Below are 13,670 nucleotides of genomic sequence, written 5' to 3' on the forward strand. Positions count from 1 at the left end.
ACGAGGAGGGACCCCGCATGGCCCGTTTGCTGCTCCGGCGGCTCGTCACGAGCGTCGTCGTGCTGGTCGGCCTGGCCGTCGTCACGTTCCTGATGACCCAGGTGCTGCCCGGCGACCCGGCCCGCGCCGCCGCCGGGCGCAACGCGACAGCCGAGCAGGTGGCCGCCGTCGCCGCCCGGCTGGGCCTGGACCAGCCGGTGTGGGACCAGTTCCTGGCCTACATGGGCCGGCTGTTCCAGGGAGACATCGGGACGTCGGTGTTCACCCAGCGCCCGGTGCTGGAGGATGTCGCGGCCATGCTGCCCTCCTCGCTGGAACTGGTGCTCGCCGCCATGGTGATCAACATCGTGGTGGCGGTGCCGCTGGGGACGTACGCCGCCTGGCGGAGCGGCCGGGCGGCGGACGCCGCCGCCCGGCTGATCACCCTGCTGGGCGCGGCCGTGCCGGTGTTCTGGCTCGGCCTGATGCTCCAGCTGGTGTTCGCCGCCGAGCTCAGGGTGCTGCCCCTCACCGGGCAGCTCTCCTTCGGCCGCCAGGTGCCGGCCATCACCGGCATGACCTCGGTGGACGCGCTGCTCAGCGGAGACATGGCGGCCTTCGGCGACGCCATGGCCCACCTGCTGCTGCCGGCCGTGACGCTCGCCGCGTCGTTCGTGGCGGTGGTGGCCAGGACCGTGCGCTCCTCCATGCTCACCGCGCTGAGCCGCGACTACATCGCGCTGGCCCGGGCGACCGGCGCGTCGGAGTTCCGCGTGGTGGTGCGGCACGGGCTGCGTAACGCGCTGGTGCCCGCCAGCACCATCCTCGGCATGCAGCTCGGCTGGATGCTCGGCTCCACCGTCCTGGTCGAGTCCGTCTTCGGCAGGACCGGCATCGGCTCCTACGCGGTGACCGCGGTGCTGCAGAACGACCTTTACGCCGTGATCGGCACGGTTCTCGTGATCGGAGTGGTCTTCGTGCTGGCGAACATCGCCGTCGACCTCGTCCAGCTCTGGCTGAACCCGAGGCTGCGCCACACCGGCGCCCGCGCCCGGCGCACGACCGTACCTTCAGAGGCCCCCGCGACGGAGGTGCCGGCATGAGCGCGCACGCCGCCGCCAAGCCGCGGACCCGGCGCCGGGTGCCCGTCGTGGAGGGGATCGCCCTCGCCGTGGCGGCGCTCGTGGTGCTGATGGCCGTCGCCGGGCCGCTGCTCGCCCCGTACGACCCGTACGCGGTGGACCTCTCCCGGTCGCTCCTGCCGCCGTCGGCCGAGCACTGGCTCGGCACCGACTCCAACGGCCGGGATGTGCTGAGCCGGGTCCTGTACGGCGCCCGCGTCACCCTGCCGGCGACCCTGGTCGTCATCGCCGCCTCCACGCTGATCGGCCTGCTGATCGGCACGCTCGCGGCGCTCGGCGGGAAGGTCGTCGACGAGGTGCTCATGCGGATCACCGACATCGGGCTGTCGCTGCCGGCGATCATCCTGGCCCTCGGCCTGGCCGCCGCGCTCGGGCCCGGCCTCTCCTCCGCGGTCATCGCGCTGTCGCTCACCTGGTGGCCGGGTTACGCCCGGCTGGTGCGCACGCTCGTCCGCGAGGTCAAGGACGCCGAGTACGTCGACGCGGCCCGCGTCATGGGCGTCCCGCAGGGACGGCTGATCTTCCGGCACATCCTGCCCAACGCGCTCAACACGCTCTACGTGCAGACCACGGTGGACGTGGGCGCGGTGATGCTGGTGATCTCCGGCCTGTCCTTCATCGGCGTGGGCGCCCAGGTGCCCTCGTCCGAGTGGGGCGCGATGATCGCCGGTGAGGCCAACAACCTCACCAACGCCTGGTGGGCCGTGGCCTTCCCGGGCCTCGCCCTGCTGCTGACCGCCCTGGCGTTCAACCTGGTGGGCGACTGGCTGCGGGTGCGCAACGACCCGACGATCCGTCAGGAGGCGCGATGAGCACCGACCCCCTGCTCCGCATCCGGGACCTGCGGGTGTCCTACCCGGCGGCGGGAGGCGCGGGAGGCATGGCCGAGGTCGTCCACGGCGTGGACCTCGACCTCGCGCCCGGCGAGCGGGTCGCCCTGGTCGGCGAGTCGGGGTCCGGCAAGTCGGTCACGGCGCGTGCCGTGCTGCGGCTGGATCCGGACGCCCGGCTGTCCGGCGGGATCGAGCTGGAGGGCGTCGACCTGCTGGGGCTGCCGCAGCGCCGGATGCGCGAGATCCGCGGCGGCCGGGTCGGCCTGGTCTTCCAGGACCCGCTGGCCTCGCTCAACCCGGTCATGACCATCGGCCGCCAGGTCATGCAGCCGCTCGTCATCCGGGGCGTGTCCCGGCGGGTGGCCCGCCGCCGGGCGATCGAGCTGCTGGAACGGCTGGGCGTGCGCGACGCGGAGCACCGCGTCGACGACTACCCGCACCAGTTCTCCGGCGGCATGCGGCAGCGCGTGGTGATCGCCATCGCGGTCATCGCCGAGCCCGCGCTGCTCATCGCCGACGAGCCCACGACCGCGCTGGACGTGCGGGTGCAGGCACGGGTCCTGGAACTGCTGCACGAGCTGGCCGCCGAACGCGGCATGTCCATCCTGCTGATCACCCACGACCTGGGCATCGTCGCCGGGTTCGCCGAGCGGGCGGTGGTGATGCGCCACGGCCGGGCCGTCGAGACCGGCACCGTCGACCAGATCTACAACGCGCCCCGGCACGATTACACCAGGGCGCTGCTGGCCGCCGTCCCGCGCATCGGCGGCGACGTCACCCGGCCGCTGGCCGTCATCGGCGCCGCCGGGAACGCGCCCGAGGAGGAGGAATCGTGAGCGAGCCGCTGCTCCAGGTCCGTGACCTGGTCAAGACCTTCGGCGGGCGGCGTGTGCTGGGCGGCGTCTCCTTCGACGTGGCGCCGGGCGAGGTGCTCGGCCTGGTCGGGGAGTCCGGGTCGGGCAAGTCCACCACCGCGCGGTGCGTCACCCGGCTCACCCGCCCGGACAGCGGCCGGGTCCTCCTCGGCGGCCGCGACGTGCTCACCGCCGGGCGGCGCGAGCTGCGCGCCCTGCGGGCGGACATGCAGATGGTCTTCCAGGACCCGTACTCGTCGCTGAACCCGCGCATGACCGTGGCCGAGCTCGTCGGCGAGCCGCTGCTCGTGCACGGGCTGGAACCCGATCGCCGGCGGCGCCGCGAACGGGCCGCGGAACTGCTGGAGACGGTCGGCATGTCGGCCGAGCACCTGGACCGCCACCCGCGCTCCTTCTCCGGCGGGCAGCGCCAGCGCATCTCCATCGCCCGCGCCCTCGCGGTGGAGCCGCGGCTGCTCATCTGCGACGAGCCGGTCTCGTCGCTGGACGTGTCGGTCCAGGCCCAGGTGCTGAACCTGCTGCGCGACCTGCGCGAGCGGCTGGGCCTGTCCATCCTGTTCATCGCCCACGACCTGGCGGTCGTCTACTACCTCTGCGACCGGGTGGCGGTCATGCTCGACGGCGAGCTGGCCGAGATCGGCACCCGCGAGCAGATCTACGGCGAGCCGAGCCACCCCTACACCCGCTCGCTGCTCGACGCCGTGCCCGTCCCCGACCCGGCGCTCGCCAAGCGGCGCCACACCACCGCATGAAGGAGCACCACGTGGAGAATCTGCGCATGTTCGTCAACGGCCAGGCGATGTCGGGCGGCAGCCTGAACGCCGCGCTGGCCGGCGCGCGGTTCCTGGGGCCGGCGACGACGGCGCCCCGCTACCGGTTCTACTCCGTACGCGACGAGTTTCCCGGCCTCCACCCGGTCGGCGACGGCTACGCGGTGCCCGGCGAGCTGTACGAGGTCACGTACGAGATCCTGCGCGACCACCTGCTGCCGGGCGAGCCGCCCGAGCTGGAGCTCGGCGTGATCGAGCTGGCCGACGGCAGCGGCTCGCTGTCGATGCGGATGCGCGCCGAGGCGCTGGAGGCGCCGGGCGTCGTGGACATCAGCGAGGCCGGCGGCTGGCGCGCGCACCTGGCCGGAGCCGGCGGATGAGCGACCCCGTGGTGATCCGCGGCGGCACGGTGGCGGAGGCGAGCTGGTGCGCCCCCGCCGACGTGTTCGTCGTGGACGGACGGGTGACCGCGCTGGCCGAGCCGGGCACGCCCGCGCCGCGCGGCACCGCCGAGATCGACGCCGGCGGCATGCTGGTGCTGCCCGGCGGCGTCGACCCGCACTGCCACGTCGGCTTCACCTCGGGTGACTTCACCTCACTCGACGACTACGCCCAGTGCACGACGGCCGCGGTGTTCGGCGGCACCACCACCATCGTGGACTTCGCCATCCCGCGCCCCGGCCAGGCCCCCGCCGACGCCGCCCACGCCCAGCGGGCCAAGGCGGCGGGCGGCCTGTGCGACAGCGCGCTGCACGCCTGCGTCGTGGACTGGGACGAGACGGTGCCCGACCAGCTCCGCTCACTGGTCGCCGACGGCATGCCGACGGTGAAGATGTTCACCACCTACCGCGGCGAGACGATGGCCGACGAGGACACGATCCTGCGCACCATGTCCACGCTGCGTGACCTGGGCGGCATGGTGGTGATCCACTGCGAGGCCAACCACATCATCGAGGACACCCAGACGCGCTGCTCGCACGACGGCCGGATCGGCGCCGAGCACATGGCGGCGACCCGGCCCGAGCTGGCCGAGACCGCGTCCGTGGCCGAGGTGCTGGCCATCGCCGAGTCCCTGAAGGCGCCGGTCTACTTCGTGCACCAGTCCACGCCGGAGGCCGTCGAGCTGGTGGCCGCGGCCAGGCGGCGCGGCCTGGCGGCCTACACCGAGTCCGTCGCGCACCACCTGGTGCTGGACGACGGGCTCTACGCCGGGGCCGCCCCCGAGCGGTTCGTGTGCTGCCCGCCGCTGCGCCCGCGCCCGGTGGTGGACGGTCTCGCCCGCCACCTGGCCACCGGCGAGATCACCACGATCGGCAGCGACCACTGCTGTTACGACGTGGCGCAGAAGGAGTCACGCCGGTCCGACGTGCGCGCCATGCCGAACGGGCTGCCCGGCGTCGAGACCCGGCTGCCGGTGATCTTCTCGGAGTTCGTGGCGGGCGGCGCGCTGCCGGTCAGCCGGTTCGTCGAGCTGACCGCGGCCAACCCCGCCCGGACGAACGGCCTGTATCCCCGCAAGGGCACCCTCATGCCGGGCGCCGACGCCGACATCGCGATCTGGGACCCGTCCGCCCGCTGGACGATCACCTCAGGCGACCTGCACATGGCGACCGACTACACGCCGTACGAGGGGATGACGGTCACCGGCAGGCCGCGCACCGTCCTGGTCGGCGGCCGGGTGGTGGTCCACGACGGCGTGCTCGCCGACGCCACCCCGCGAGGCCGCCACCTGGCCGCGAACCCGATCACACCGGCGCCCGCCCGCCGCTGAGCGGAGGACCGTCCGGCCCGGCGGGTGGTCCCGGCGGCAGCAGCGGTCGCGGCGGGAGCGGGGACGAGTAGACGACGCTCGTGGTGACGCCGCCGAGCGCGCCGATCCGGCCGCTCACCCGTTCCAGGTGCTTCATGTCCGTGGCGACGACCTTCATCACGAAGCAGTCGTCGCCCGTGACGTGATGGGCCTCGATCACCTCGGGGAGCTCGGCGAGCAGGCTGTGCAGCGGCTCGTAGGCGCTGCTCGGGTAGCGCAGGCGCAGGAAGGCCATGATCGTGAACCCGAGCCGCTCCGGGTCGACCTGGGCGCCGTAGCCGGTGATCACGCCCGCCTGTTCGAGCCGCCGGACGCGCTCCGCCGTCGCGCTGTGGCTCATGTTGATGCTCCGCGCCAGGTCCGCGACGCTCTGCCGGCCGTTCGCCTGGAGAGCCCGCAGGATGCTCGCGTCGACCTTGTCGAGCTCGTAAGGGACACTGAAGGTCATGTCCTAGATATTGCATCAAATTCCCCGCTATAGCGGTGGAATGCCGGTGATCGGCTCTTCAACCGAGGCCGGAGCCGTCAGTATCGTCGAGGCATGTCACCCGTCACTTCCGCCGCGAGCGCTCTCGTGGCCCACTTCGCCGGCAAGCTCCAGTTCGAGACGGACCCCTCCGACGTGCACGCCGACCAGGAACGCGGCGCCCGGTTCGTGCTGATCGACTCCCGGGGGGACGACGCCTGGACCCAGGGCCGCGTCACCGGCGCCGTCCACCTGCCGACCGCGCGGATCGCCCGTCGCGCGCCTCTGGAGATCCCCCTGGACATGCCGGTCGTCACCTACTGCTGGGGACCCGGCTGCAACGGCGCCACCCGCGCCGCGCTGGAGTTCGCCAAGCTCGGCTACCAGGTGAAGGAGATGATCGGCGGGTTCGAGTACTGGGCCCGCGAGGGCTACCCTGTCGAGGACGACCACGGCCGGGTCGTCCGCGCGGTGGACCCGCTCACCGCTCCCGCGCACGCCATCGGCTGCGACTGCTGACCCCGCCCGGCCGGGACCGGCTTCGCCGACGTCGCCACCAGGGGTGTATCAACCGCTATGGTTAGCATAGATTCAGGACCTCGGGCGATCACCTCCACGAAGGGGCGACATGACGAACGGTACCCGGCCGCCCAAGGCCGCGATGCTGGTGGCCCAGCGGATCATGCGTGACGTCAGCCGGGACGACCTCCACCCCGGCGACATGCTCCTGCCCGAGCGCATCATGCTGGAGAAGTACGAGATCGGGCGCGGCACGCTCCGTGAGGCCCTGCGGCTGCTGGAGTTCCACGGCGTCATCGCCCTCAAGCCCGGCCCCAAGGGCGGCCCGGTGCTGCTCGACCCCGACCCGTCCCACCTGGCCAGCACCATGCTGCTGCTCATGCAGGTCAAGCAGGCCCCGTTCCGGGCGATCATGGAGGTGCGGGCCACGCTGGAGCCCAAGACGGGCGCCCTGGCCGCCGAGCGCATGAGCGACGACCAGATCGCCGAGCTGGGCCGGTGCCTGGCCGACATGCGTGACCACATGGACGACGACTACATCTTCTTCGACACCAACCAGCGCTTCCACGACATCATCGCCTGGGGGTCGGGCAACGCGCTCTTCGGCTACATCGTCGACTCGCTGCTCGGCATCCTCGACGGCACCGTCGCCGCCGTCGACTACAGCGCCGTGGGCAGCGACTATCCGCAGCGCAGGCGCAAGGCCATCCTCAAGGCCCACGAGGAGATCTACGCCATGATCGCCGCCCGCGACGCGGCGGGCGCGGAGGCCCGCATGCAGGAACACATCGACGCCTACGTCCGCTACGTCGAGCGCAAGCATCCGAAGCTGCTGGAGCAGACCATCCGCTGGGACGCGCGGTCCTGAGGTGGAGGGCCGCGAGCGGCCCTCCACCCGGTCACAGACCGGCCGGCCAGTCCGCCTTCTTCCAGGGGTCGCCCGCCCGCATGCGCAGCCGGTCGCCCAGCGCCTGCGGATACTCGCGGACGTCGACGAAGTACATGTAGGCCTGCACCCGCTCGCTGAACCGCCAGCCGTCAGGGCCGCGCCGGTAGCGGTCGTGGTAGCGGAGCGCGGTGATCATCGGCGCGCCGTCCCGCCACACCTCGGCGTGCGAGGAGACCAGCCCGGTGGCCACGTCCGGGTCCTCGTCGTCGAAGTCCACGACGTGGCCGTGGGTGAAGTGGTTCGTCGGCCCGAGGGCGGCGAACCGGCCGCCGAAGTAGGCGGCGATCGCCGCGACGCCCTTGCCCTTGCCTGGCCCGCTCATGGTGCGCAGCTCGGCGTCCTCGGTGAAGAGCGCGCAGACGCCGTCCAGGTCGCGCTCGTCCACCGCGAACCCGTACCGGACGGCCAGGCCGCGGATCTCCTCCAGGTCCTCCAGCCGGCGGATCCGGCTCTCCAGGTCGCTCATGTCCGTCCTCACTCCGGCAGCGGCAGGCCGTTCGCGGCCTCGTGGATCTGGACGTAGACGTTGCGGTAGAAGGTCTTGGCCTTGGCCTTCATGCGCTCGGTCGCCACCGTGCCGTTACGGTAGTTCTGCTGGTAGTCGGGGTTGTCGACGACGGAGACGTCCTCCAGCTCGTAGATGCACAGGTAGTTCGGCCGCCCGTCCAGCGCCTTGTACCTGCGCGCGCTCAGGAAGCCCGGCACCCGGCCGATCTTCTCGGGGATGTGCTCCTCCTCGTACCAGGTGTTGAACTCCTCGTCCAAGGAGTCGGGGATGTCGAACATGGCGACCATCACGCCTGGGCGCTTCGTCATGGTTGTGCCCTCCCGGGGTCATAATTGGTATGCATGATTAGTATGGTGACCACGTTGCCATGTCAAGAAAAGGTGAGAGCGTCATGAAGGTGTCGGTGCGCTGTTTCGGCTTCCCGCTCACGTGGTACCGGCCCATCGCGGAGACGGCCGAGCAGGAGGGGTTCCACGGGCTGTGGATCCCCGACCACGTCGTCTCGCCGACCATGACCGACGGCAAGTACCCGTACAGCGCGCACGGCCGGCCGAGCTTCGACCCGGCGACGCCGTTCGCGGACCCGCTGGTGATGGCGGGCCACCTGGCGGCCGCGACCTCCCGGATCCGGCTGGGCATCGGCGTCTACGTGCTGCCGCTGCGCCACCCGCTCATCGCCGCGCGCTCGGTGATGTCCGCCCAGGAGCTGTCCGGCGGACGGCTCGTGCTCGGGGTCGGCGTGGGCTGGATGCGCACCGAGTTCGAGTCCCTGGACCAGGAGTTCTCCGGCCGCGGCGGCCGCACCGAGGAGATGCTGGACGTCATGCGCCGGGCGTGGACCGGAGAGCCGGTGCGGCACGAGGGCCGGTGGTACTCCTTCCCCGAGCTCACCGTCGCCCCGCCGGTGACCGCGCCGGTGCCGGTGCTCATCGGCGGAGCCAGCGAGCGCGCCCTGGCCCGCGCCGTCCAGCACGGCGAAGGCTGGTACGGCCCTCCCGGCACGGCGGACCAGACCGCTACCTACGTCACCGCGCTCCAGGCCGAGCTGGAGCGCCAGGGCCGCGAGCGCTCCTCCTTCCACATCGTGGCGCGGGCCCCGGAGGACGAGCCGCTCGCCGGCGTCCGGGCGCTGGCCGAACGGGACGTGGACGAGGTGGTGCTGAACCTGCCCAGGGCCGTGGCGGAGGTCGGCGAGGTCACCTCCTGGATCACCGAGGCCGCGGCCCGGCTGCGCGCCGACGGCGCCCTCTCCTGAGTACGGCCCGCCGAGGGCCTGTTGAAGATCACGTCAACAGATCGAGGCGTCTCCGGACGGGGATCCGGGCGCCTCGGTCGCCGGGGCGTCCCCGCTGCGGGACCTGCCGCGCTATCAGTGATAACCAATCGTACGGAATCCACAGAGGGTGCAGGGCCAGGGCGCGGCGCGCTCCGGCCGTCGCTTACCCTGCCCTCATGAGGGTCCGTCCGGGCCTGCCGAGTCCGTCACCGGCAAGATCTGGCTGCTCGCAGACGTTCCGGTGACGCCAAGTCGACGCCGAGAAATCGTTGACGTTGTGCTCTACTGTCCCTATCGTTATCAGGAATTATTGAGGCCTACCTGCACGCCCCCCGGAGATGAGCGCTCCTATGGTTCGTTCCACAAAACTCATTGCCTCGGCCCTCGCGGTCCTGCTCACGGTTCTCGTCAGCGGATGCGCATCCTCCTCGCCGGAGGGTGGCGAGAGCGCCGCGTCCGGCGATGGCGGGCTGACCACGATCAGTTACATCGACGCCGGCTCGGCCTGTCTGTGCAGCTATCCCAGGCTGCAGGCGGAAGCCCAGGGCTACTTCGCCCAGCAGGGCATCGAGATCGACAACAAGACCTCCATCTTCAACGCCAACCAGCTGATCCAGGCCGTCGCCCAAGGTCAGGCCGACATCGCGCTCACCGGCGGGACCGCTCCGCTGGCCTCGGCCGCGGCCGGCAAGCTGGTCAAGGTGGTGGCGGTGCTCGGCGCCCCGGCGCCCGAGCAGATCACGCTCAACAACCAGACGCTGGAGAAGCTCGCCCAGAAGGGCGTCACGCCTGAGTCCCCGTACCAGGAGAAGCTCGCGGCGCTCAAGGGTTTGAAGATCGCTTCAGCGGCGACCGGCTCCACGACGGACCTCCTGTTCCGGCAGATCCTCACCCTCGGCGGCCTCAAGCCGGACAGCGACGTGACGATCCAGCCGTTCAGCGACGCCGCCGCCGGCACCGCCGCGGTCAAGCAGGGCGCGTCCGACGGGCTCGCCGGGTTCCCCAGCCAGACGACCGGCCCCGAGGCCGACGGCTGGGGCAAGGTGTTCATCGACATCGTCAAGGACGCCCCCGAAGCGGCGAACATCCCCTACATCGTGGTGGCCGTCAACCCTGACTTCTTGAAGAACCAGCCCGACGCGGTGACGAAGTTCCTCAAGGCGATGACGCAGGCCCGCGACGACGCCAAGGACTTCAGCCAGGAGCACAGCGACGCCCTGCACCAGAAGTTCTTCGCCAGCACCAGCGACGCCGCGTGGAAGACCGGCATCGAGGCGATCCTGCCCGTCTTCACCGGCAGCATCGTGCCCACCCAGGAGCTCGCCGACAACCTGATCAAGGTCTACAACATCGGCAAGCCGGACCCGGTCTCCGTGCCGTTCGAGGAGCTCTACGACACCGAGCTCGTCAAGGCCCTGCCGGACGCCTGAGTGAGGGAGAGACCCGTGTCCAGCATCGGAACATCGACCGAGCGCGCGTCCGCCGCGGCGGCACAGGCGGACGACCGTCCGATCGCGGTGAGCTACCACCAGGTCGGGCGCACCTTCACCACCGCCAAGCGCACGTTCACCGCCGTGCAGGGGATCGACCTGGAGATCCGCAAGGGCGAGTTCATCTGCATCATCGGCCCCAGCGGCTGCGGCAAGAGCACCCTGCTCAACATGGCCGCCGGCCTGCTCACCCAGAGCACGGGCGAGGTGCTCTACGACGGCAAGCCCATCAACGGCATCAACAACGACGTCGGCTACGTCACCCAGAAGGACACCCTGCTGCCCTGGCGGACCGTGGAGAAGAACGTCTCGCTCCCGCTGGAGGTGCAGAAGGTGCCCCGCCGGGAGCGCAAGGAGCGGGTCGCCCAGGTGCTCGACCTGGTCGGCCTCGGCCAGTACGGCAACAGGTACCCGTCGCAGCTGTCCGGCGGCATGCTCAAGCGCGCCGCCCTCGCGCAGACCCTCGTCTACCGTCCCAACACGCTGCTGATGGACGAGCCCTTCGGCGCGCTCGACGCGCAGCTGCGGCTCAACCTGCAGCGGCAGACCCTGGAGATCTGGGAACGCGAGCGCAAGACCGTGCTGTTCGTGACCCACGACCTCGAAGAGGCCATCCTCATGGCCGACCGCGTCGTGGTGTTCGGCGCGAACCCGGGGCGGATCATCCACGTCGAGCCCATCACCTTCGCCCGGCCCCGCGACTTCGGATCGCTGCGCACGGACCCCGAGTTCGCCGCGGTCTGGTCACGGCTGTGGGCGCTGCTCAGCCCGCAGATGGAGGATCACTGATGACCAGGTCCGACACGATCGAGGCCGGCCGGCCGGAGGCCGCCCCGAAGCCGGTCGGCGCGCCGGCGGTCTCCGGCGGGCTCAACCCGAGGCTGACCCGGCGCCTGCTGATCACCGCGATCCAGGTCGCGCTGCTCGTCGCCGGGCTCGCGGCCTGGGAGTACTTCGCCGGCAAGCCCGGCGAGCCGCACGTCCTGATCGACCAGTACTACGTCAGCAAGCCGTCCCTCATCTGGGAGGCCATGGGCCTCTGGGTCTCGCAGAACCTGCTGTGGCCGAGCCTGTGGGTCACGCTGCAGACGACTGTGATCGGGTTCGTGCTGGGCGCGCTCGCCGGCCTCGTGGCCGGGTTCGTCCTCGGCGTCAGCCCGTTCCTCGCCTCCGTCTGCCAGCCCTTCGTGGACGCGATCTACGCGATCCCGCGGCTGGCCCTGGTGCCGCTGTTCATGCTCTGGTTCGGCATCGGCATCGGCTCCAAGCTGGCCCTGGTCATCAGCGTGGTCGCCTTCCTCGTCTTCTACTCCACGTACGCGGGGGTCAAGGACGTCGACCACCTGCTGGTGGACAAGCTCCGGCTCATGCGGGCCAGCCGCCTGCAGGTGCACCTGAAGGCCACCCTGCCCTCGGCGATGACGTTCATCATCTCCGGCCTGAGCGTGTCGGCCCCGTACGCGCTCGTGGTCGCGGTGACGGCCGAGATGATGTCGTCCAACCGCGGGCTCGGATACCTGCTCGTGCAGTCGGCCAACCAGTTCGACACCGCCGGCACGTTCGCCGCGATCTTCGTGCTCATGATCGTGGGCATCGCCCTGATGCTGCTGATCCGGCTCATGGAGATGTGGCTGCTCCGCTGGAAGCCCAAGCGGCCGACCGGGCGGGCCTGATGGAGACGTTCATCGCGCTCGGCCCCGCCGGGCTGCCCGCCCCTGACGGGGCCGCCGTCTGGTCGCTGGCGCGCGACATCGGCGAGAACGACGCCGTCTTCCCCGTCCTGGCGCTCGCCCGCGTGACCGGTCCCGGCGCGCTCGACCCCGGGTTCGGTGACGTCGCCTGGCGGGCCGTGCCGCAGACCGGATGGGTCAGCCCTTCGGCGTCCGAGTCCCTGCCCGAGGACCATCGGGAGATCTTCGTGGTCTTCAACAACGCCGTCCAGGGCCGGGAGGACGAGTACGCCCGCTGGTACGACCAGGTGCACCTCGCCCACACCTTCGAGCACATGGGATTCGAGGGCGCCCAGCGCTTCGCCCTGGAGCCGGTCGGCGGGCAGAGCCCGCCCTACCGCTACCTCACCCTGTACGCGGTGCCCGAAGGCGGGATCGGCCGGTGCGAGGAGCGCCGGATCGCCGTGGGGGAGGAGCGCGAGCGCGCCGCCCGCGCCGGCCGGGAGCCCGAGGTCCCGGTGAGCGACGCGCTCACCGGGCCCCGCCACGCCAACTACTTCAGAAAGGTCCCCGGCTGATGTCAGACGTGTCAGGTCTGCGGTTCCTCATCACCGGCGGCGCCAGCGGCATCGGCGCCGAGACGGCGCGCCTGGCCGCGGCCCGCGGCGCCACGGTGGTCATCGCGGACATCGCCGACGACGCGGGCAGACGGCTGGCCGCCGAGATCGGCCCCCGCGCCGACTACGTGCGCGGTGACATGAGCGACCCCGCCTCGATCACCGAGATGGTGGAACGTGCCACCGCTCTCATGGGCGGCCTCGACGTGCTGCACAACAACGCCGGCGTGGCCGACGCCGTGGTGAGCCGCACCCTCGGCATCGAGGACTTCGGCTCGGAGGAGTGGGACCGGGTGCACGCCGTCAACCTGCGCGGCCCGTACCTCGCCGCTCGCGCCGCGCTGCCGTACCTGCGGCGCAGCGAGAACCCCTCCATCATCAACGCCGCCTCGATCGCCGCCGGCCTGGCCCGGCCGCACACCCTCGCGTACGCGGCCAGCAAGGCCGGAGTGGCCCAGCTGACCCGCAGCCTGGCGCTGGAGCTCGCCCCCGACGGCATCCGGGTCAACTGCTACGCGCCCGGGATGATCGAGACCGAGATGGCCTCGCGCTACATCGCCTCCCGCCCCGACCCCGAGGCCACCCGCCGGGACGTCCTGGCGAACTACCTCAGCCGTTCCATCGGCAAGCCGCGTGACGTGGCCGAGGTCGTCTGCTTCCTGGCGAGCCCCGCCGCCGCGTTCGTCAACGGCGCGGTGTGGAGCGTCGACGGCGGGTTCACGGCCTGGAAGGCCACCGGGTCCGAGCTGGAGTCGTGAGGAGTTGT

Annotated in this window: 17 protein-coding genes; 14 read left to right on the forward strand and 3 right to left on the reverse strand. The window is 71.4% G+C overall.

Annotated elements, in window-relative coordinates; all coding sequences use genetic code 11:
• The first annotated feature begins 17 nt into the window (after positions 1–17).
• The 6 genes from AB0K05_RS32255 to hydA are packed head-to-tail and all read left to right on the forward strand — an operon-like array spanning position 18 to position 5,370.
• Entirely contained in the window at positions 18–1,082 is a 1,065-nt protein-coding gene (locus tag AB0K05_RS32255) for an ABC transporter permease (protein WP_345483235.1), read from the forward strand.
• Positions 1,079–1,933, forward strand: coding sequence for an ABC transporter permease (locus AB0K05_RS32260; RefSeq protein WP_148031064.1), 855 nt, complete (start codon positions 1,079–1,081; stop codon positions 1,931–1,933). The genes AB0K05_RS32255 and AB0K05_RS32260 overlap by 4 nt, the downstream gene beginning before the upstream one ends.
• Positions 1,930–2,790: an ABC transporter ATP-binding protein gene (locus AB0K05_RS32265; RefSeq protein ID WP_148031065.1), complete on the forward strand. Its 861-nt coding sequence runs from the start codon at positions 1,930–1,932 to the stop codon at positions 2,788–2,790. Before AB0K05_RS32260 ends, AB0K05_RS32265 begins: the two co-directional genes overlap by 4 nt.
• A complete protein-coding gene (locus AB0K05_RS32270) occupies positions 2,787–3,581 on the forward strand; it encodes an ATP-binding cassette domain-containing protein (protein WP_261808486.1) in 795 nt (264 codons plus the stop codon). The genes AB0K05_RS32265 and AB0K05_RS32270 overlap by 4 nt, the downstream gene beginning before the upstream one ends.
• An 11-nt stretch (positions 3,582–3,592) precedes the next feature.
• Positions 3,593–3,979, forward strand: coding sequence for a gamma-glutamylcyclotransferase (locus tag AB0K05_RS32275; protein ID WP_148031067.1), 387 nt, complete (start codon positions 3,593–3,595; stop codon positions 3,977–3,979).
• Positions 3,976–5,370: a dihydropyrimidinase gene (gene hydA / locus AB0K05_RS32280; RefSeq protein ID WP_271279546.1), complete on the forward strand. Its 1,395-nt coding sequence runs from the start codon at positions 3,976–3,978 to the stop codon at positions 5,368–5,370. Before AB0K05_RS32275 ends, hydA begins: the two co-directional genes overlap by 4 nt.
• Here hydA and AB0K05_RS32285 read toward each other — a convergent pair.
• Complete coding sequence (locus tag AB0K05_RS32285) at positions 5,345–5,857, reverse strand: Lrp/AsnC family transcriptional regulator (protein ID WP_148031069.1); 513 nt, start codon at positions 5,855–5,857, stop codon at positions 5,345–5,347. The genes hydA and AB0K05_RS32285 overlap by 26 nt on opposite strands.
• A 93-nt stretch (positions 5,858–5,950) precedes the next feature.
• Here AB0K05_RS32285 and AB0K05_RS32290 point away from each other — a divergent pair, with 93 nt between their 5' ends.
• Together AB0K05_RS32290 and AB0K05_RS32295 are read left to right on the forward strand one after the other, a co-directional pair.
• Positions 5,951–6,394, forward strand: a complete 444-nt coding sequence (locus AB0K05_RS32290; protein ID WP_219551420.1) for a rhodanese-like domain-containing protein — start codon at positions 5,951–5,953, stop codon at positions 6,392–6,394.
• A gap of 109 nt (positions 6,395–6,503) precedes the next feature.
• Positions 6,504–7,262, forward strand: coding sequence for an FCD domain-containing protein (locus tag AB0K05_RS32295; protein ID WP_148031071.1), 759 nt, complete (start codon positions 6,504–6,506; stop codon positions 7,260–7,262).
• Between the two features lie 31 nt (positions 7,263–7,293).
• Here the strand turns inward: AB0K05_RS32295 and AB0K05_RS32300 are convergent, their stop codons facing one another.
• Positions 7,294–7,809 carry a nuclear transport factor 2 family protein gene (locus AB0K05_RS32300; RefSeq protein ID WP_148031072.1) on the reverse strand — a complete coding sequence of 172 codons (516 nt, stop codon included), beginning with the start codon at positions 7,807–7,809 and terminating at the stop codon, positions 7,294–7,296.
• An 8-nt stretch (positions 7,810–7,817) separates the two neighbouring features.
• Positions 7,818–8,159 (reverse strand): hypothetical protein, encoded by a 342-nt coding sequence (locus AB0K05_RS32305; RefSeq protein ID WP_364234189.1) that lies wholly within the window; start codon positions 8,157–8,159, stop codon positions 7,818–7,820.
• Between the two features lie 83 nt (positions 8,160–8,242).
• On the opposite strand from AB0K05_RS32305, the gene AB0K05_RS32310 reads away from it, so the two are divergent.
• The 6 genes from AB0K05_RS32310 to AB0K05_RS32335 all read left to right on the forward strand — a co-directional run bounded on the left by AB0K05_RS32310 (position 8,243) and on the right by AB0K05_RS32335 (position 13,662).
• On the forward strand, positions 8,243–9,106 hold the full coding sequence (locus tag AB0K05_RS32310; RefSeq protein WP_364234191.1) for a TIGR03619 family F420-dependent LLM class oxidoreductase: 864 nt from the start codon (positions 8,243–8,245) through the stop codon (positions 9,104–9,106).
• 371 nt (positions 9,107–9,477) lie between these two features.
• Entirely contained in the window at positions 9,478–10,557 is a 1,080-nt protein-coding gene (locus tag AB0K05_RS32315) for an ABC transporter substrate-binding protein (RefSeq protein WP_271279543.1), read from the forward strand.
• A 15-nt stretch (positions 10,558–10,572) separates the two neighbouring features.
• Positions 10,573–11,406: an ABC transporter ATP-binding protein gene (locus AB0K05_RS32320; protein ID WP_148031076.1), complete on the forward strand. Its 834-nt coding sequence runs from the start codon at positions 10,573–10,575 to the stop codon at positions 11,404–11,406.
• Positions 11,406–12,290, forward strand: coding sequence for an ABC transporter permease (locus tag AB0K05_RS32325; protein WP_271279541.1), 885 nt, complete (start codon positions 11,406–11,408; stop codon positions 12,288–12,290). The genes AB0K05_RS32320 and AB0K05_RS32325 overlap by 1 nt, the downstream gene beginning before the upstream one ends.
• Positions 12,245–12,865 (forward strand): hypothetical protein, encoded by a 621-nt coding sequence (locus AB0K05_RS32330; RefSeq protein WP_364234195.1) that lies wholly within the window; start codon positions 12,245–12,247, stop codon positions 12,863–12,865. The genes AB0K05_RS32325 and AB0K05_RS32330 overlap by 46 nt, the downstream gene beginning before the upstream one ends.
• On the forward strand, positions 12,865–13,662 hold the full coding sequence (locus AB0K05_RS32335) for an SDR family oxidoreductase (protein ID WP_219551428.1): 798 nt from the start codon (positions 12,865–12,867) through the stop codon (positions 13,660–13,662). Before AB0K05_RS32330 ends, AB0K05_RS32335 begins: the two co-directional genes overlap by 1 nt.
• The last annotated feature ends 8 nt before the right edge of the window (positions 13,663–13,670 follow it).

The organism is Nonomuraea sp. NPDC049486 (assembly GCF_040676925.1).
GTDB classification, from domain to species: domain Bacteria; phylum Actinomycetota; class Actinomycetes; order Streptosporangiales; family Streptosporangiaceae; genus Nonomuraea; species Nonomuraea ferruginea.